Genomic DNA, 22,411 nt, shown 5'->3' with positions numbered 1-22,411 from the left:
GTGACCAGTAACAATTGGCCACAATCGGTCGGTCGCATGTGACATCTAATTCAAAGTAACTTTTCTTGCAACTACGAACATAGAAGAAAATAAAAGAAGTAGGAATAGAAGATAAAGAACGCCATTTAACATAATTGATTGGGGCTTATTTTATGAAATGGATATTCTGGAATACCTGCATGGCAACACTCTTGGCGGCCATTACAACACATTCGGTTGCCGACGATCAAAAGCAGTGCAATGACATGAATCAATATTAACGTGCGTGGGTGCAAATAATTATTCTTGTACATAAAATCCTCTCGCGATACTTCTTGAGCCTGCACTGTAAACTCTCTGCTTCATTCGGGTTGATGCTTAAGGACACACTGAGTCAATCCGTTCAAGGCTAAGCCTTCGACCAGCCAGGGCAAATTTGTTCTCCTTGTAACTCATTGATTCCTTTGCCGTACAGAATAATCTGCTTTTGTTGATTTTATGGATAAACTTCATAAGAACAAATTTACCGTGTTCGACCAGCCAAGAGCGAACTGAACTGAAGGACTCCGAGCGTCTCTTGGAATATTCAACGGATCCAAGCAATTCGCTCGACACCCCCAGCCTCTTCCTCTCGCTCACAGCGACTTCGAACCATCTTTATTCAGACTCACCGACAGATTGCACAGCGTTGCCGCATCCTGCCCAGTCGTTTTGTCTGCACCGAGGAATCCAGTCAACCAGCTGGATCTGGCATCTTTCCTGTCACCCTCTCCATCATCAAAGATGAAGTCTTCCGGGTTGGCACGCCAGTCCAATACTGGTTTGATTCTATCCTGATCCGGTTCACTGTCCGTATCATTATTCAGGTCAATAAATGTGCTCCACTGTTGCATCGGATCGGTCATGGCGTAACGGCTGCTCACGGGTACGAGCCCGCTTGCAACGATGATCTGGTTGCTCTGTGGCTTCAGTATCTGTGTGCTGGACGGGTTGTTGATGTAGCTCACATAGGGGTTTACACCCACTGGTGTGACGCATGCTTTTCCGCTCAGCAGTTGTACTGTTATGTTTTTCGTTATGCTTGCCATGGATCCATTGGCTGATTCCACGCTGGTGGCGACTACCTGGAGGTTGAGGGTGGTGCAATTGTTGTTATCCTCTCCCTCACCTGCTTGCTGGTTGGTCGATACGGTCAGGGTCAGGCTGTTAAGGTTCCAGCCGGTAATGTTGAATGCGGTGTCGTCGCCCTTTATGGTGACGCTGTTCTTGCCGTCGCTCACTACCGTGCCTGCTGGTAAGCCCTGCAGGGTGGTGATGAGCTGGCCAGGGTCGTTCGCTGTCAGTTGGTCCGAGATCTGCGGTAAGGTGATCGGGCTGCCAGTAAAGCCGTATATGGTGCTTGCACTTTGCGGCAGGGTTTCGATGAGGCTTAACGCATCGATCATCGCGCCGCGGGCAGTGCTGGTGTTGGTGCCGTTGATCAGTTGTACGCTTAGGGTGTGTGTTGCACCATCTCCTTTAAAGCTGTAGTTGAGCGTTTGCCAGTTGAGGCTGTTGATGCTGGTGTTGCTGTAGTTGCCCAGCAGCTGGCCGTCAAGGTAGACGCCGATCTGGGTGTTGGCACTGGTTAAGCCCAGTTGACCTGCGTAGTCGAGGCTGAAGGTGTATTGGGCACCGGCGATGGTGTTGATGCTTTGTGCGATACCAGGCGACTGGTATCTGGTGCCAACGCCGTTGGTCAGTCCCAGCCATTGCTGGCCTGCGCTGCTTGCATCTTGCACGCTTTGGGTTTTGCCCTGGGCGTTGCTCATCAGGTCGCCGTTGCGCCAGACTTCAAAGGCAGCTTTCATTTTACCGGCGACTGGCAGTATGCGCCATCCGTCCAATTGAGTGTTGGTGATGACGGTGGCGCCGCTGCCGGTATTGTTCACGTCTTCCCAGCTGGTGGAGATCAGGCTGCGGCTGACACTGTCTGTAGGTGGGCTGAGTGTGAGCGTGGGTGTCTGGGCAATGGCGTCAACTGCTACGGTGAGGTTCTGGCTGACGCTGGCGGTGCTGCCGCCCACTGATTCTGCTGCTGTTGCGGTGATTTGCAGGGTCAGTGTGCCGTTGTAGTCCGCAGGGGGTGTAATCGACAGTGTGCCAGTGTTCCAGCCGGTGATGTTGGCGACTGGCTGGGCTGCGGTAGTCGTGTAGCTGTTTGTGCCGTCGGTTAGTATGCTGCCCATCGGCATGCCGGACAGTGCAAGCTGCAGGGTTTCGGAGCCGTCGGTGTCGATCAGGGCGGCTTTGATGCTTTGCAATGCAATGCTGTTGCCTTGATTGCCTGTGTCCAGCGGCTGTATCTGGCTGAGTGCGATGTTGTCGAGCATTGTGCCTGCGGCTCTGTCGTCACCACAGCTGTGGGTGGTAACGATGCTGATGGTCTGTGGGCTGCCGTTACCAACGAAGCTGATGTTGGCATGTTGCCAGTTAAGTGCTGCGTCGGGGCTGGTGGGGTCAAAGCTTGCGATCTGTTTGCCGTCGAGCAGGATGCTGATGCTGGCCGCGCCGGCATCAAAGCCTGGCTGGCCAGCCAGATCAAAGCTGAGTGCGTAGGTGTCGCCAGCAACGGTGCTCACTTGGCGGCTGATGCCCAGTGTTTGGCTATGGGTCTCATCATTAGCACCACTGAGTTCGAGGAATTTGCTGCCGTCCCCCGCGGCTGCGCTGACTGCGTAGGTCTGGCCATTGGCTGCCTTCATTTTATCGCCACTGGTCCACATTTCAAAACCACCCCGATGTTTCCAGTGCTGATGATGCTGGGTGATCAGGCTCCAGCCGTCCAGTACGCTGCCCTTGACCAGCACAGGTTGCAGGTTTGTTGTCGATCCAGGCGCATCTTCCCAGCTGGTGTCGAACAGCTGCCGGGTGGCGCTGAGTGGGCCGAGTGCAAGGGTTGGCGCAGTCGCAACGGCGGTAATGTTGATATTGACCAATGCTGCGTTGCTGTTGAGGATACCGTCAGTTGCAGTGTAGCCGAAAGCGGCATAAGTCTGGTGCATGTTGCCGTCACCCACGAGACTGTAGCCCGGGCCGCCTGAGGCGTACTGTTCAGGTACGAAGCGCAGGCTGCCAGCATCGATCGCCGCCTGATTGAAGGTAGCCCCCACGGCTACCGCTGCCCATGATCCGTCGGCTTGCAGGCTTTGCAGTTGGCCTGCCGCAGGGAGTGCGGAAATAACGATGGAAACAGGATCGCCATTGACGTCGTTCACTGCGAAATTGCCCCAGGTGAGGACAAGAGGAGTGTTTTCTGTGCCGGTGACGACAGAGTTTGCTGCAGTCGGTGCGATTTCGATCTTGTTGACGGTGAGTTGGACTGTTGCCAGGTTGGAACTGGCAACACCGTCGCTTACCGCATAAGTGAACGTGTCGGTGCCGAAGAAATACTGCTTCGGTGTATAGGTCCAGGTGCCATCTGCATTCTGTGTGACTATGCCGTGTGCAGGTTGCGTGCCAATCTGTGTGCTCAAGGTATAGCCCGGAACGTCGACGACATTGGCCGTCAGATTCAGGTTGAGGCTGGCATCTTCGTTCAGCGTCGCGCTGCTGTTGGCAAGTACGGGTGCCGGATGAACGATGCTTAAGTTGACGGTGGCGACATTGGAATTGTCGGTGCCGTCATTGACCTGATAGCTGAAGCTGTCGACGCCGTAGAAAGGCACTTTCGGCGTGTAGGTCCATGTGCCATCCGCATTGACCAAGATCGTGCCGTTGGCAGGCTGGGCAATGACGCTTGCGGTCAGCGGTGCACTTGGGTTCTGGCTGGCTGTTGGATTGAATAGGATGCTTCCCGCTTCGTTCAGGCTCAGGCTGCTATTCGCCAATACCGGGGTGACATCCAGTGTGAGGGTTGCCTGCTGCGAGCTGAGGTATGCATCGCTTAGCACGAAATTCAAACTGTCATGACCATAGTAGCCTGCTGCTGGCGTATAGGTGTAGGTGCCATCAGTGTTTTGCGTCAACGTGCCGTTGATGGGCTGAGCGGTGACGCTCCCTGTCATCGGGTTACCATCCTCATCAACACCATAGTTGGCAAGGTTGATCAGCAGGCTGCCGTTTTCTTGAAGCTGTACGACGCTGTCGCTGGCAACAGGGGCATGGTGGGCAGGCTGAACCGTGAAGCTTGCGGTGATCGGTGTTGAGTTGGCCTGTCCGTCTGCGATGTGGTAGACCATGCTATCTGGGCCGACATAGCTTGCGCTCGCCGTGTAGGTCCAGGTGCCGTCCGCATTCTGCGCAATGGTGCCGTTGGCGGGCGGCGTGTCGAGTACGGCGGTCATGGCATTGCCGTTGATGTCGGCTGCGCCCGCTAGCGGATCAAACGTATATGGCTTGCCGGCAGTGGCTGCTGCGCTGCTGTTGGCGCCCACTGGCGGATAGGCGACTTCGTTGACGGTGATGTTGACCGTGGCGACATTGGATGTCTGTCCGTTCACCGTGTAGCTGTACTGGAAGCTGTCTGTTCCGAAGAAGTGCGTGTTCGGAACAAAGGCGTAGCTGCCGTCTGCATTCTGGGTCAACATGCCGTTGGCAGGTTGCTGCGTGATGTTCAGCTGCGGCGTAGTGCCAGCTGCGATTGGGTTTGCAGCCAGCGGGTTGATGTTGACGGCCGCATCTTCATTGGTGCTCAGCTTTTCGTTCAGTGCCAGCGGTGTTTGCAGCAACTGGATGTCGCGGATGCTGACCTGACTTTGCGAGTTGCCGAAGCCGATCAGGTCGAAAGACAATGCAGCCGGCGCGCTGGTGACAGCGCCGCTGCCTAGTGCGCTTTGCAGGTCAATCACGTAGGTGGTGGTGCCGTCAGCATTGACGCTCTTGTAAACAGAAGAGGCGGTATGGGTGGTGCCGTCAGCCTGGATGTTCAGCAGGCTGTCGCTGTTGGTGAGGCCATCGGTGCCGACCAGCGCCGTGCCAGTGACGGCATTGTCGAGGGCGACTTCGAAGGCGTCTGCGGGACCGGTGCCGGTCTGTTGCAGGCCATTGGCTACGGTGAATTCAATATAATGGTCCTGACTGGTGATGTTAAAGGCTTGCGACAGTTGGGCATCGGCATTGGTGCTGTTTTTAAGCGTGGCGGTGCCAGTGCTGTCGGTGGTGACTTTGCCTTGGGTCGTCCAGCCTACAGGGCTGCCCAGTCCGACCAGGGTGGGGTTGATGGCAAGCTCAAGCTTAGGAATGGGTGCGGGAATTTGTACGTTGTCGATGACGGGCGACCAGGCGCCGTAATCGGTGCGGCGCAGGCGTCCGATCAACAAGGCGCTCAGAGCCGCTCCCACGGGCAGCGTGGGTGAAGTCGGATTATTCGGTGTGCTGTTACCTGACGCAAGCTGCGTGGCGAATTGACTCAGCTGCGCGAGTTCTGCTGCACTCGGCAGGCGGCGCTCGCCGGGCTGGAGGTCGGGCGCCATGAAGTCGTTGGGGTTGGCGCTGTGATCGAGCCCCAGCGCATGGCCGTACTCGTGCAGCAATACGCTGAGCATATCCATCTTGCCTGCAGCTGCACTACCCGCCTTTGCCATCCATACGTCAGGGTTGCTGGTTGGCAGGAAGTCGGTGTTAGCCGCAGGGTTCGGGTCGACATACCAGCCGTAGCCTGCGGCGTTGGTGTCGAGGGTGATGCTCGTGCCGGTGGTCTGGCCGACGGCTCCGCCGGGGAGGTCGGCGACGGTGACGGTGATGCCGGTACTAAGGCTGGATGAACCTGAAACCGGCTTGCCATTGACCTTGATAAGCGTGGGAGGTGGGCATACTGGCGGTGTTCCGTCATGCTCATCAACCAGAATAGACACAACAAGGTTTATCACAATTTTGTAAAGTTTGCCTTGATACTCAACCATGAAGACCGCCCTGTCCTTGCCGTCGTAACCCGGCACTGGGTCGTAGTAATAAGAAGTAAACCCCGCAGTATCGACTTCTGCAGAAAGTGTCCCATGAGTTGTGCCTTTCAGCAAAGTGATATTTTTGATAGTCGCTAGATCAATGGCATGATGGACTTGATAATTTTCTATGTAATCTTGGAGCGCGCCTGCAGGGTCAACACTGCGCATGGCAGACCACGATGGGGGTGAGCTTGAAACTTCCTGACAATCTTTTAGGATGTAATCGGGTTGGGGTGTAGCACTCGCGCCCGGGGCGGCAGCTTGCGCCATAACGATAGGTGCATTCTGCGCCGGCACATAGGGCACATCCATAGTAAACATGAGTTCTTCTCCTGTATTGGTTATGGTTTGGGCGTAGCCCAGCAACCCTTGTGCTGCTGTTTGCAGGGTTGCAATGGGCGTTGCCAAATCTGTCGTTGATGCCGATGAACCATCGGCCAGCAAATGCTGAGTGGTGTCGATTCCCACGGCCGTGGGTATACGCAAATATATGTGGAAGTGCGAGTTGTGATTTATAACGTTAGGGCTGGTGGCAATACCAAGACTTTTCAACACCTTGTGTATATTGGTATATGGGTTCTGGGTTCCTGTGCCGCCAATTATGAAGCTCGAAATCAGTCCGCCACTTTGCGTGCCGTTGCCGAACAGGTCACTGAGTACCGCCGTACCGTTGACGACGTGCTGGGCCAGGGCCGCCCACCCGTCACGTTGGGTCACTGCGTACAAGGACAGGAAGTCTCTCAGGGCTGACACCTGGTCGTTTTTCTGAGCGGGAGGTGTTTGGATGGCAGACAACAGTGCGGAATTATTCACCGCATTGGCAATGTTCCACGATCCTGTGGCCAGATGGGCGATACTTGGAATCATCGGTTCATTTTGGCGGCCTTGTGCACCACCCCCAATGTAATTGGATACCCCCAAATCAAACGCCATGCCCAGATCATGCGTCGCATGTTCAAACGGCGTAAAGCCCTGATTGGCATCGACGCCACCGTTGAACAACGACTCCGATTGCACCAGTGTTGGTGAGGCGTATTGCTTGGACACCATCAGGTCGCGCATCCAACTGGTGCCATAACTCTCGGCTCTTTGACCAATCTGCAAGTTGTTCCAGCCCGCAATTGAATAGCTGGCTTGCGCCACCCCATTCTGGAATTGCATCTGCGGGCCGATATTCATCCAGTGCGGCGCGTTGTAGGCGTTTAGCCAAGTCGTAAATGCGCCGGGCGTACTGGTCCACGCACTGCTATTAAAACTACCGTCTGCTTTGATGACGAAACTGTCCGCTATTGCGTACAGACCGCTGAAGTAGGCGGAACGATTTTTAGTATGTGGCGCCAGTTGACGTTGGCCGCCCGTATAAGTGACCACATCACTAAACAGGTTGGCTGCAAGCGATTCACTCCTGCCCCATACGCCGTTCACCTTGAAATCCTGAATCTGGTTATTCGCTTGAGTGGGCAAACCTGCCGCATCGGATGCGCCCATCGCCGGGAACCCCAGATACGCCAGCCTTTGCTCTACACGATACACATCCAAAACATCATTTTCCTGCTTATCCCCAACAGCACCCATCAAAGCGAATGGCGAATACCCAGGATCATTCAGTGGTCTGTCACCGAAGAACGTATTGGACGCATGCGCATAATCCTGCGCTTTCACAGACGCATAACCTGAAGCCGATTGCTTAAGCACATCGTCAAAATTGAAATAGAATGTCTGCGTGGGCTTGTCATCAAGAGTCTTTCCCATACGTAATAAATTTTCGTCGTCCGGAGTAATGTTCGGCGCAAAAAACAAAATACCTGAATGACTGAAAGTGTCAGTTTTAAGCCCGTCAGGGGTCGTACTATCAATGGCTTTACGCGAGTAGGGAATCGAATTTCCACTTGCTGTGGTAACCAATTGCATTTGACTACTCGTGTTAGTCAAAGTCTTCAAGTCCTTCATCTCGATTGTGAAGTTTGTTAATTGGTCCATACGATTCTGTACAATTTTTTGCAAAGGATCGTCCTTTATATTTGGCAAATTAACCAAAGGCGTATTAGCAGCAACAGCAGCCTTCAACTCATCAATCTGAGTGGGTGACAGCTTCGGGCTATCCGGATAATTACTGTTGGCACCAGCAATCAACAACTGCATAGCCGCCTGCAACCTCAGGTCTATGCCGACCACATCACCCATATTCCCTGTTGCAGACGCACTAACAGACAGCTTGTCAAACATGGTCCCAGCTATAAACCCCGCACCCGGAATCACTTGCTGTGCACTCGGGTCAACCTTGATATGGTTGGTCAGGCTAGTGCCAGTGTTATAGTTTGCCACCGCAGCCTGAATCAGGGTATTTACATTCCAGGCAACAGATTGATTAGGATTCGCCTGGCTCTGGTAAGGCTGGCTATAGCCCCCATTCAACTGGCCAATCAATACGTTGTTGTCGGGTGATACTGACAGGTTATCAATGCCGTAACCTGCCAGCGGCAACGTCGCACCCAGGTATACTGGGGTACCAAACGGATCCTGGATGATGCCCAGTTTACCACCCACGGCTACGTGTTTGGCACTGACACTACCACCATAAGCAATAGGGGGGCCGTACGGTGGGTAAAGGAAGTAAGGCACCTCAAACATGGCCGTAAAATACGGGTCATTCCAAGGATTGTTATCGTCCGCGACAATCGCATACTGGATCCCGCCTACGGTCACCAGCACTGCACTTTGCGCACGCTGGATGTCGAGTCTGTCAATCTTGATGGCATCACCTGGCTGAGACATGTGGATCGCATTCATCGCGGCACCGGTAATCGTGCCGTTACCATCGCGGGTAATCACCAGTGTGGCGAGGCCGCGACCGTAATCCTGTATGTCCGAGATCAGGAACTGATCCGGGTTCGACGTTGCCGTTACGGTCTGCGGCGACTTGCCACTGATGCCGTCTCCTGGCAATGCGGCGATAACAGGCGCAGCTATCTTGCCAGTCGCAAAATCAAACGTGTTCAGATCGAATACCAGAACATTACCCTTGGCAGCGCCTGACTCCGACCTACCATAAGCATTTTCCCCAATCGGTGTGGCAACCACCAGTGTGGAACCATCGGCACTGATCGCCATCCCTGAGACGCCGCGTGGCGAAGATTCCACGCCGCTATTCTGAAGTGTCACTATCTTGTATTCAGTACTGCTACCCACGCCTATGTCCATCGCCAGCAGACGGTCGCTACTGGCACCACTGCCCCAGCTCTGCCCTTCTCCTATAAACAGGAGGTTTCCATAGGTCGCAAGGCTGCTGATGTTCTTGCCTGCAGGAACGGTAATGGTCGCAATGAGCTGATCCGTGATGGTGTCAATTTCATATATGACACCCTTGCCACCCACATAACAACGCGTGCGGTCATCGCTGATGACGACAGGCTGTACTTTTTCTCCAGTGAGATATGTGCCATCCAGATTATTTGTGCCTAGCTGATTAAGCAAGGTGGCATCTTTCGCCAGATTGGCCTGACCTATGATAGCGCCATTCTCATTGGTAAAGTTAATGCCCGTGCGCGTGAGTGTGGCCGCAATGTACAGTGCAGGGGTGAAATTGACTGTATTGCCTGCGAATTCCATAGGCGGACTGTCTGTCAGGCTGCCATCACCAGTATATTGGCTGGTTGAGATTAACCGCACCACTTGCCAGCTCACCGAGCCGACTGCGATGCCGGCGGGCGGTGCAACACTGATGCTGGCAGCTGCGCCAGCAAAGGTGTTGGGTAACTGATAATAGGTGCCGTCCGAGTAAATTGCACGTAGGGCCAATGTCCCGACATATTGTCCTGGTGACGCATTGTCTAACGTGAAATTAAGATTACCCGAGGAATCTACCGATGCAGTAGTGATATTCGGTGACGAAACACTGCCACCATTGGGTGCTGCCACCGGCGGTAAAATATCGCCCAGATTCAAGGTGTAAGGTACACCTGGCGGTATCGTTATGGTAGAGAATTGCGGCACACCAAAATGATACGCGCTGACGTTGATACTGGACGATGAAAGCATGATGCCAACGATATCCAGTGTCGCCATCCCTGCATTGATACCAAATGACACACCCAGCCCAACCGAAGACATAATAGCCCCGGTTGCTGCGCCAATATCGCCAGCGATACTGAGATACGGATTGGAAATAACACCCGGAAGCGTTGCACAAACTGCGTAATCTCCCGACACACTCACCCCCGGCATCGGCAGGCTGGCGGTACGCGCCACACCATCGGCACCGACGTATCCGTTATCCACCAACCACCAGGTGTTCTGGGTGCTGCCATCTGGTTGCAATACTGTGCCTTTGCGGAAGAAATAGACTTCCGTACCTGCCGCCAATGCGCTGCTGCCCTGCATTGGGACGGCCAGCTGCACAGGAATTTGCGTTCCCGTTGCGCCCATATCCAGATGGAATGCACCCACCGTTTGCAAAATGCTTGCAGCGGGTGCTGCCATGCCGGTAGCTGTTTGCAGGTTATTCACATCAACCTGGTTGATGCTGACAGGCGTGTCCTGCGCCAATGCACCTGCACCGATCAGCACTGTCTCGCCAGTCGCATCGGCCACCGCACCACCATTGGCTGCGCTGACAACGATGCTGGCAGGTGCGGAAGTGCCGCTGTTATCTACAAGTTGGGCTGCCTGAACGTTCAGTGTAATATTGCTCTGACCGATGTTCTGCCCTGTCGTATCCGTCGTCAGATGAATCACGCTGATGATGACCTTACCAGCTTTCAATCCGGTGATCAGGCCATTGCTATCCACCGTGGCAATGCTGTTATCACTGCTGACATATTGTGTGCCAACGGGGAAATCAAGATTGATCGCATTGGCCACACCTATCGAATTAACGTCCTTGATCTGCCGGGTTCCACCCGGCACGAGCGTCAGGGCAGTCGGGTAAAGATCGGGGTTGAATGCGGTATTACCTTGCGAATTGGTATTAAATGCCTCAGCTGTCTGTACCGTCTCACCGCTAGCGTCTGTGTGGCTAACCGTCAACATCGCTGAGCCCTGATTCAAATCAGTAATCACCGTGCCAGCAGAATTCATGGTGACCACGGTAGGCCCTACATAACCGAGTGGCGCTAAGCTTTGCGCGATCACATTATAGTAACCAGAACTACCATCGAGGCTCACACCTGTCTGATCGGTAAAATCGGCTGTTACATGCAATGAGGCGCTTTGTCCCGGTTGCAGGCTGGATAGATCCGACAGATGCAGCGCGACCAGTTTGGCGGCACTGACGTTGACGTTGACGGTAATCGGGCTACTGACGGCAAAACCATCATCTGCCAGCAGTGTGACGGTGGCAGGACCTGTGTAACCCGCAGTTGGGTTGAAGACCAGCGATTTCCCATCGACACTGATGGAAGCTGTGCCGTTGGTGGCACCCACTATCGTCCAGAAGATTGGATTACCCTCGTAATCCTGAGCAACCGAAGCCAGACTTACGCTCGCAGTCAGATTTTCGTGGGTGGTGATCAGTGCGCCGCTTTGCGGGATGGCTTGCGGTGCCAAGGCTGCAGCAAAACCATAGTTGGCATCAAGCAATTCGGTATCAGCAGAACCTATCTGACCGTTGCCCAGCAGATCAGCATTCGGATTATTCGCGGCGATTGCCGATGAGAGCAACGCTGAATCTGTGCCATCTACGGTGCCGTCATGGTTCATGTCGCCTGCAACCGAGATCGACAGGCTACCAGCCCCCGTGCCGGTCAGGCTCAACAACTTCATGCCCGCACTGGTCACGCTGATCAAGGTGGTCGTGACATTGCCTATGCTGGATGTGCCCAGCACAGTTGCACCTGCCACGTTCAGGCTGACGTTCACGCCCTGGGTCTGCACCGCAAGGATGACGGCACCTACAGCACCTTCAGTCTTAATTGTGGACGCAATTTCACTGTCGCCCACGAAATAGCTCAGGTTGACAGGCGTACTGCTTAAGGTTCCGTTCCATGTATTGGTCGGATTGGCAACCGCATTCGCACCTGTCGTGATCCAGTTGGCCGCCTCGCCAAGATTGGCGGTGATGGGCGCCGTGATCAGGCTGCCATCGGTATTGTAGCCGTAAGTCGTGCCAAAGCCCGTACTACCCAACTGTCTTGCCAGTTCCAGACGACCCTGCCTATCGTATTCATAAACGATGGTCTGATCACTGGACGGATTTAGGGTGTTATTGGTATTTACAACAGGGCCAGTCACACTGGTGATCTGACCTGCGCCATTGCGCATGAAGTCGATACGCTGAGTTGGATCATTGCCCACCAGCGCGATGCCGCTGCTGCCAACCTGCCATTGCTGACCGTCGGTGAAAGTGATCGAATTAACATTGCCGCTTGCATCCAGCTGGTATTGCGTACCATCCAGTCCTGTCAGTTGGAAGGCAGTTGGTTGCCATGGCATACCTGTCACTTCATCATACAACTTGCTGCCTTCAGTCTGCAGGTTAACCTGACCTGGCATCGGGTTACCATTTGCATCGACGTTGATTGCACTCAAGGTCCAGCCATTGCTGGTGCCAAATACAGGATTAACCACAACAGGCGCGCCGGGTGCATTCGACAGCGGCTGGCTGCTGGTACCCAGCGTGAAATTGAGATACTGGGTTGGGGTATTCGCATTCGTCAACGAACCTGGCACCTGCAGCCATACCTGCGCACCAGCAGTCCAGGCAGCGGTGCCGCCCTGACTATCGGTGGCCGGCTGATCGCTGGACAATTGCGTCGACAATACTGGCAATTGCCAGTTACCCATGTCGTTGCTGTTATTAACATTAACAGGCAGCGTGCGCGTAAGGGCGAAACTATGGCTACCAAGTTGGAATGTCGCATCAGTTGCTGTTGCCTGAGTCAGGCTCTTGGTTGTGGAATTGATCTCGATGCGGCTGTCGATCTCGCTCAAGCCGCCGATCAAGTTCTGCGCGGTCAGACGCAATTCGTAAATGCCGTTGGCAAACATGGACGGATCTATCGTGGCAAGATCAACCAAACCTGTGGCAACGGTTGCGCTATCCTGTTGACTCGCTACGGTGCTCCACTGGTTAGTGCCAGCCTGAGCAATCTGTAATTGCCACCCCATCAACTGAACATCGCTGATCTGCGCCTGCAATAATGCCGGCTGGGTCACGACCATCGGTGGCAAGTTGTTGCCGTCGCTGCCCCAGTTGCCAACCAGTGCACCGCCCCATGAAAGTGCAGGTGCCTTGTCGGCATTCGGGTCGGCTACCAGGATGCTGCCGATTTTGGTGGAAGTATTGCCATCGGCATCGGTGGCGATCACACGGATGCTGACTATGCCGGGTGCTATTGGCGTCAGGCTGACTTGCCCCGCTCCATTAAGCTGCACATCGGTCCAGCTGGCATCACCAATAGCGCTACCTTCAATCTGTACCTGTATGCTCGCAATATTAGCAAAGGCGGTGGCGCGCACTGTTGTGAGCACTGAAGCCCCAGGCTGCACGGCCATCGAAGGTGTGGTGTTGATGGAGATCGTCGGTGCATTAGCTGACGCATCTGCTTCCACGCGCAGCGTAAAGGTATACGTACTGGTGGTGCCAAAACTGTCGGTAACGTTGGCTTTGACCTGGTAGCTGCCTGCCTGACCTGGCCCTGGCGTCCAATTAACAAAACCGTTCTGCGCATCATAAGTGGCACCTGCCGGCAAATTACTGAATGCAACGGTCAACGCCTGGGTTTGCGCAATACCATCCAGATCATTGACAACGATGGTGTCGGATGCGTTAGTGCTGGATGCGACTCCTCCTTTGAGGACGGCCAGACTGAAACTCTGACCAACCAGTAACGAGTGGTTAGATACAAAAATCTGCGGTGCGCGATCGACATGCACGACCTGTACCTGCACGGTCTGGTAGACAGTGTTCGGGCCGTTGGTGGCCGAGAAGGTGAAGGCATACGTTTTGCTTGCTGCACCCAGTTCATTCACCGTATTCGCATCGGGTGTCCATTCAAAGTAGCCTGTTTTCGGATCAAAACTGGCGCCTGCCGGGGTGTTAGCATCCTGTACCATGCTCAGTATTGGTGTGCTGCCATCAGCGACAGATGCATTGAGGTTGAAACCCAACGTATTACCTTCATTGACGATCTGTGTCGGCAGCGGCAGGATTACTGGCGGTTGTGAAACATGAGCTACGGTAAACTGTATGGTCTGCACAGCCTGCGCCATGCCGTCACCTGCTGTGACCGTCATGGTATACACACCGTTCGGATTACCTGATGTTGCCGATTGTGAGGCTAATAGTCCTGGCGTCCAGTTAAGCACGAGCTGCGCCTGACCGTTGCTGCCCGCAGTCTGGGTCATGGTCATGCCGGGAGGCAGGCTGTTTGCCGTCCAGTTGAGCACATCACCATCTGGATCAACGGCAAGCAGGTTCACCGATACTGGCTGGCCTTCAGATGCGGAGACCAATGTGGTGCCAGGATGTCCTGTCTGATCAGCAACGGTCTGACCATTAGTTTGCACCTGTAGCACTTGCGGTGCGGTATTGCTGGCCTTTAACACGATGTTGAGGTCGGCTGCGACCACATTCGGCACCGCCACAAAATCGGTCGGCAGCGGTGTATTAGCTGGTGGCAGGCCGCTGTCGGTGATGGTCAGGCTGACGTTATAGTTACCAGGCGTCGCATTGGCAGCTGGTGTCCATTGCAGATAGGCCTGGCCGTATTGCGTGCCCTGCACGATGGTGGCGCCAGGTGGTAGCCCTTGAGCTGCGAAAGTCAACGGATCCTGGTCCATATCTGTGGCGCTCAAAGGCACCAACAGCGTCTGGCCTGCTACCGCAACTACCTGTTGCGGCGCTGTCAGTACTGGCGGTTCCGTGAGGCTGGTAGCAGACAGCACAAAGGTAGTCGCAGACGACTGTACCTTGGATGGATCGCCGCCGCCATTATCGCTGGCAGTAACGGTGATCGTGTAGTCACCACGCTGATGAGTTCCAGGGGCGAAAGATAATGTACCTGAAGCAAACTGGCCAGTATCTGTCTGAGTGAAGGTGGCAAAAGACGGCAGCCCGCTGACCGAAAGGGTGACGGGATTTCCGCTTGGGTCGCCCGCAGAAACCGGGATGGAAAGCGTAGAACCTTCTGCCAGTGACGCATTGCTGATCTGTGTGATAACGGGTGCCAGAGTAACCAGCTCAACCACAACAGGAATCGTGGTCGTCGTCGACAATGAGACACCAGTCCCATCGCCATCACTTGTCGCGGTGACTGAAACGTTGTAAGTGCCAGCCTGGGTATAGTCTGGCTGCCAGTTGATCATCGCAGCCGCAGAATCAAAAGTTGCACCAGTCGGCAGACCTGTTACCTGATAGGTAACCGATGGCGTGCCATTCGCAGGCGTATCGGGTGAGCCCTGACCATTTTGAATGGCGGGTTCGAAGTTAGGGTTGGCCGGATCAAAAGCGAACACGGAAACTTGCAGCGGCTGGCCTGCAAGCGTGAAATACGTTTGAACAGGCGCAAACTGTGGCGCAACGGGTGTTGCCAGCACAGTCATTGTCAGATTTTGCGTGACCGATGTGGTGGTTGGTTGGCTGCCATCAGTCGGTGTATAAGTTGCGATCAACGTGATAGGTACGGTGACCAAACCTGCAGAAGCATAATCTGGCGTCCACGAGAGCCAGCCGGTATTCGGATCGAGTGTCGCACCACCAGGTAACATAGGTGCGCTATAACTAAGCGAAATTGTCGAACCATCTGCTTTAGTCATGCCACCTGGCATGCTGCCGTAAAGTTGCAGACCGAAACTTGTGCCTTCGCTCAGGGTTTGTGCCGGGATTGGATTCAGAATCGGGTTTGCAAAACCTTGAGCAATGGTGATATTGAAGCTTTGTGTTGCGGTTGTTTTACCATCATTGGCAACGATCGTTATGTTGTTGTACGTACCTGCCTGATTATAGGTCGGCGTCCAGTTAATTTGACCGTTGATCGCGTCATAGGTGGCACCAGACGGCAGATTACGAACCGTGACGGTGACAGGATATCCATCTGCATCGAAAACAGAGACCGGGATCGATATTGCCTGGCCTTCGGTGGCACTAACAACTGCAATTGGTGCAATCACAGGCGGATTGTTGCCGCCTGCAACATGCACCGAGTATGTGCTGTAAATTACGCCGCCACGGCCATCCTGCACACGCACGACGATGGTGTTGTCAGCCAAATTGCCGGCGGTTGGTGTCCAGCTCAAGGTGGCCTGATTGCTGTAGCCGCCGGTAGCACCTGGCGCAATTGTGGTGGAAGGCGTCAGGGTCACACCGGCTGGCGCCTGCACCAGTTGCCAGAAGAACTGGGCATCGCTCGATGAATTTGCGCCCAGCGAGACTGTCCAGGACTTTCCAACACTTGCATCGGACAATTGCGCTGTACCAGGAACAGCAGTTGCTGCCGTGCTGCTGGCTGCGTTATGTGTTGAACTCACTATGCTGCCGTCTGCATTGTAGGTCTCAGATCCTGAACTGCCATCACTCTTATTCCAGCTATAGCTTACCTTTACTCCCACAGCATTATAATCAGTCGTGCCAAGAGCACCTTGACCGTCATTAACATAACTGCTAGCCGTGCCATCTGCATTCTGTGTGGTACCGGTACTTGAACCATCGACATTAAAGGTATCAGCGCCGCTGCTGCCATCAGCCTTCTGCCAAACATCGCTAAGCTTGTTACCCTTTGCGTCGTATTGTGTCGTAGTAACCAGACCATTAGTGTCATGAGCAATCGTCGACATGCTGCCATCGGCGTTCTTCGTCGAAATTGCGGTAGCCTTATCGATCTGCACACTGTCCGAATCGAGCTGAAGCGTGATCACTGTTCCTTTGCCGTCGTCCGTATAGCTTTTCGAACTCTTATCTGCGTTGATTGTATTGCCCCTGCTCGAACCATCCGCGTTGAAGGTGTCAGAGCCAGAGCTTCCGTCGGTCATTTTCCACGTGTCGCTAGTTTCTTTGCCGCTGGCATCGTACTGAATTGTAATGATGTTGCCCGTGCCATCATTTGTGGTTTTGCTTGATGTGCCGTCTGCATTGATCGTGCTGGAGCTAGCGCTGCCATCGGCATTCTGAGCAGAGCTGCCTGTCTGGACACCTGAAGCGTTGAATGTGACAGCCGTCGTATTTCCCTTACCATCATTGGTATAGGTGCTGGATGAACCATCTGCATTCTTTGTGAAGCCCAAACTTGATCCGTCAGCATTAAAAGTGTCCGTGCCGCTACTGCCGTCGGCTTTTTGCCAAGTGTCGCTGGTCTTGTTTCCGCTGGCATCATATTGCGTTGTGGTGATATTACCCAGGCTGTCATGGGTTACATTTGTGCTGCTGCCATCAGCATTTTTGGTAGTAACAGAAGTGGTTTGAGTTGTTTGCAAGCCTGCCGCATTGAAACTGGTAGTGATGACGGTACCAGTTCCATTATTGGTGTAGCTGCTGGAAGTCCCATCCGAATTATGGGTTGCGCCGCTGCTCGAACCGTCGGCATTAAAGGTGTCAGTGCCCGAACTGCCATCGGATTTCTGCCATGTATCACTTAGCGTCTTGCCTGTGGTATCAGACAGCGTGGTTGTTATATTTCCCTGGCCATCGTTGCTCTCAGTACTGCTGGTACCGTTCGCGTAAGCTGTTGCGATACTGCTCGTTCCATCCGAGTTGACGGTGATGGTAGCCGTTGCGGTGATGACTTGACTTGCATTGTAGTAAGTCTTGGTGCCGCTACCGGTTGAAGCTAGCATTGCACTGTTCGATGCGCCGTCCGCATTGGTCGTCACGGTCGTGGTGGTGCCGTCGGTATTTGGCGTAATGGTGCCGGTCGCAGTCTCAATACTGTTTGTATCATAATCGATAAACGTTTGATTGCCCTGGCTATCCTTCGTATAGCTTGAAGAAGAGCCGTCTGCATTCTTAGTCGTGCCGCTGCTCAAACCATTAGAATTAAAAGTGTCAGTGCCCGAGCTGCCGTCAGCTTTTTGCCATATATCCCCTGTTTTGACGCTGGACGCGCTGTACAGTGTGGTCGTGATGTTGCCCGCGCCATCATCTGTATAGGTACTGCTGCTTCCGTCGGCATTGCTGATTGTGCCAGAACTCGACCCATCGGAATTGAAGGTGTCTGTGCCAGAGCTGCCACCCGCCCTCACCCATGCATCGCTAGTCATGGTGCCGGATACATCGTATTGCGTGGTGGTGATGTTGTCCAAGCCGTCGTTGGTTACATTTGTGCTGCTGCCGTCCGCATTCGTGGTGATAACTGAAGTGGTTATGCTGGTTTGCGTACCGCTGGCGTTAAAGTAAGTCGTGGTCAGCGTGCCCTTGCCATCGTTGATATAGCTGCTCGATGTGCCGTCGGCATTTTTGGTGGTGCCGGAACTGGAGCCATCTGCGTTATAGGCATCCATGCCTGAACTGCCATCAGATTTCTGCCAGGTATTGCTGGTCTCAACACCATTTGCGGCATAGTTAGTAGTAGAAATATTACCCAAGCCATCATTGCTGTAGCTGGTGGTGCTGCCATCGGCATTGATGATTGTCGATTGCGTGCTCTGGCTAGTTTGTATTCCTGCAGCATTAAAATCAGTGGTGACGATAGTACCTTTGCCATCGTTGGTGTATGTACTGGACGTTCCAACCGCATTCAGTGTTGTGCCGCTGCTCGAACCATCTGCATTGAACGTATCGGTACCTGAACTGCTATCGGATTTCTTCCAGGTGTCACTGGTGGCAATGCCGGAGGCACTTTCTTGTGTCGTTGTGACATTACCCTGCCCATCATCGCTTTCGACCGTGTTAGTGCTGTCCGCATTGGTGGTTGTCGTCGTTGTGATCGTACCGGTCAATGTGCCGCTCGTATCATAACTGGAAGTAATGACGATACCTTTGCCATTGTCCGTATAGCTGCTGGACGTTCCATCAGAATTCAAGGTGGTACCCGAACTGCTGCCATCAACGTTGTAAATATCCGTGCCGCTGCTGCCATCCGCTTTCTGCCATGAATCGCTGGTCTTGACGCTAACAGCATTGTACTGGGTGATCGTAACATTACCCTTGCCGTCGTCAGTTTCAATGGAAGAAGTCCCTTCGACATTCTGGATCGAAGTTGTTGTAACACCAGCTGCGCTGACCGAAACAGTACCGCTGGCACTCAACGCGCCGTTGTTGCCGTAATGCGAGAGGCTGCCATTACCCGCCGCATCCAGTGTCACACTTGCGCTTGTACCATCGGCATATTTCGTTACTGTGGTCGTTGTACCGTCCGTATTGACAGTGACAGTACCACTATCGCTCTGATTGCCAACGGAATCAATATCAGTGAAAGTAGCATTGCCCAGCGCATCCTTGGTATAGGTGTGGCTCGATCCATTCACACTTTTGATGGTGCCTGCACTCGAACCGTCGGCATTAAAGGTATTCGCACCGCTTGAGCCATCTGCTTTTTGCCAGATCTCGCTCACGAGTGCGCCGTTGGCGCTATAGGTCTTGCTCACCACGTTGCCCAACCCATCGTTGGTCGTCACAACGCTGCTACCATCGGCATCGACCACAGTTCCGGCAGGCGTTTCCGTCGTCGAAGCAGTAGGCGTACTGGTGCCTGTAACACTATTACCGTTGTCATTCACCACACTGATCGTCGGTGGCGTATCGGCATAAGGCATAGCGTAAATGTCACTGGTCGGATCGAATTTAACCAGCCCACCAGTGCCCGTCACCACGCCCACATTCCCAGCCATCGGCTGCACCGTCACAGTCTGGGCGGCAAGCGTCTGTCCAACACTCAGAACGCCACCAGCAGCATTCAGTGCCGCGGTCAAATCGATCGTCCAAAGATTGGACTGTCCACCCGCTCCTTGTGTAGCATTTGCGATAGAACCACCGAAGTATTGACCTGGATCGATTATCAACGTCAACGGTCCATGAATATCTTCGCTGCCGATATTGGTCACGCTGATGTCGTAGCTGACCGTGCCGGTAGCCTGATTTGCACGCGTATTGCTGAAGGCAAGTTTCACCTGACTCGAAAAATTCAATACTGTGGTGAAGCTGCTGACATAGGTATTGGCCAGCGCCACATCGTAGGCGCTGGCAATGCTGGACGATACCTGCAAAGTCCAGGTGCCCGTCGGCAAGACCGGCAAATTCAAGAAAGCAGAGTTAGTCGCCGTGTTCCAGCTGACAGAAGTCGGACTGAAAGTAAGCGGGTTGTTGGCATCACTAGACACCAGCGTGTAATTGTTCGGGTTGAGAACACTGGCAGGATCGGTCGGATCGCTGCCGTTTGCCCCTTGCCACATGTTCTGATCGAACGTCACCGACATTTCATTCATCGGCAATGCCACCAGCGAACCGTTGGGTATCGAACTGGCGGTCACATGAGGCGGTGCAGCCGGTGCGATCTGGTCGATGCTGTTGGTTTGCGCAACTAGCAAACGGCCGTCGCTGGTTGCAACTACAGCTTCACCCTGAGTACCGCCAGTAGCAAGTTGCAGGGATTTACGCGAGGAAAGCTCGACCATCCATACTGCGCTCTCGTGCGGCGCAGCTGCGCCGCCTTGCGGAATTGCCTGCTGCGGCAGCGAGGTGGACGCAAACAACAAGCCGGCAAGTCCTGTGCCACTCTGTCCGAAGGTAATGCTGTCTATTGTGCCGGCCAAGGTGTATTCAAGCTGTGCCTGTCCAGCGGTGTAACCTGTCATCGGGAAGCTAATGATATTGCTTGTCGGATGCGGCTCGGCGTTGCTGATGGTGGCACCTGTGCTCTGCACACCCCACAGACGGCCGTCCGGCCCAAAGGCCAGACTGGTCACCTTGGCATTTGAGAAGTGCTGCCAAATTAAGGACGGATCTGTAGCGTTAGGGTTAAAAATCTCGATGCCATTGCCCGAGGAAACGTAGATCAAACCAGTAGCGGGATTGATCGCCAATGCCTGCGTCAGCGGCTCGCCGCCTGGGCCTGAGAAGGTCTGCAGCACGGTGCCGGTCACAGGATCGACCTGCAGTAATTGGTCGCCGGTGGTCACCCACAGCTGGCCGACATTGTCGAGCACCATTGAAAGTATCGGTGCATTCAGGGTAAACAGCGGCGTGGTGCTCTGGCCGCCTGTCTTCGAATAGGCAAACACCTGGTTGCCGTTCGGGCCTGCGCTGGCAAGAACGGTCTGATCTGGCAACTGAACCATTGCCATCGCTCCGATATCGGCAGCACCACTGGTAAAACCGCTCGCAAAACTTTGCAGCGACATCGGCGCCAGCACGGTTTGCAGATCGCCAGGATTGGTCGTAGAAACGGGTCCTGGCAAAGCTTGCGTAGCCTGTTCAAACATCGCGTTGGCAGGATAAGTCCGGTCTACTGGTGCCTGCGGTGTCTGAGCCGTGGTCGAAGACACGGAAGGCGTTGTGCCGAGGCCGGCTGCCACCTGGGCTGCTGTACCGTCGCTTGGCAGCACCGCATTGGTGATGCTGGCCGCTTCGCTGTTGCCGGCATTGTCCGCTGCCGCCGCCAGAAACTGATAGCTGTGGCCGGCTTGACCTGTGAACACAGCCTGACCGCTGGCACCCGCAACCTGGTCATTCCAGATCATAAAGTTGCCGCCATCCTCTGCCACATACACGGTCACATACTTGACGCCGCTCGCATCATCAGTCGAATTCCAGCTGACGTTGTAGGTCGGATTGCCGGATGCATCGGTGCCGCTCGCAACAGCCGTCAAGGTCGTTTGGGGCGGGGTCGCATCGAGCGTATAACTCACCGTGTTGCCAGTGACGGGTGGTGCATTGTTAAAGGCGATCGTCGCACTGGTGTTGATCGAAGCGCCGCTGACTGCAGCAGGACTTGCCTGTACGGTATAGCTGACATATCCGGATGACGTCCCCGCACTTGACCCGCTGCCCAGCAGCAGACCCAGCGCAGAACTGCTCAGCAATTCGCCGGTGTTGGGATCGAGCGCCTGGATCAGCCAGGTGATTGCGTGCTCGGTCGAATCCACCCCTGCGCTCACACTGAGGATGAAACCATTGCTGGTGGTGTAATCGAACGTGCCCTGGAAAACCGCACGATCGGCAGGTATCTTGACGTCTAGGTTGCCGATATGCAGATCACCCAGACGCACTGTGCTCAGATTGAGGCTAGGGTCAAGCTGGGTGACGATGCGGATCTGGTCAACTGGTGTGGCAGCCGTATTCTGGAACGACACCGTGTATGGCAGGGACTGACCTGCCGGCACATAGGATACGCCCTGCGAATTAGGCGTTACCGACGGCCCCTGTACCGTAACAGGTGCTGTTGTTGCACTGACGGCTGTCGCCTGTTTAATGTATTGCAGTAAATTTAGCGCGCCAGGGCCGTTCAACGCGCCGATTCTTGATAAATACTCTTGTAGCGCATCTCCAGCTATGGAAGGACCACCAAGCACAAACACATTCAAATCGATGAACTGATTAGGCGCCGTAGAGTAGGGATTCACAAAACCGGCTGCGTTCGGCA

1 protein-coding gene (only partly in view) is annotated in these 22,411 nt (G+C 54.3%); it reads right to left on the bottom strand.

Going from position 1 to position 22,411, the window contains the following annotated elements; all coding sequences use genetic code 11:
• Nucleotides 1-614 precede the first annotated feature (614 nt).
• Nucleotides 615-22,411: the 3' portion of an Ig-like domain-containing protein gene (locus SFSGTM_RS07795; RefSeq protein ID WP_162084666.1), read on the bottom strand. It continues 20,209 nt past the right edge of the window; 21,797 of the gene's 42,006 nt are visible here — the last part of the coding sequence; the start codon falls outside the window, past its right edge; the stop codon is at nucleotides 615-617.

It is taken from the genome of Sulfuriferula nivalis (assembly GCF_009937995.1).
Classification (GTDB): Bacteria; Pseudomonadota; Gammaproteobacteria; order Burkholderiales; family Sulfuriferulaceae; genus Sulfuriferula; species Sulfuriferula nivalis.
This window is presented reverse-complemented; position numbering and strand designations above follow the sequence as displayed.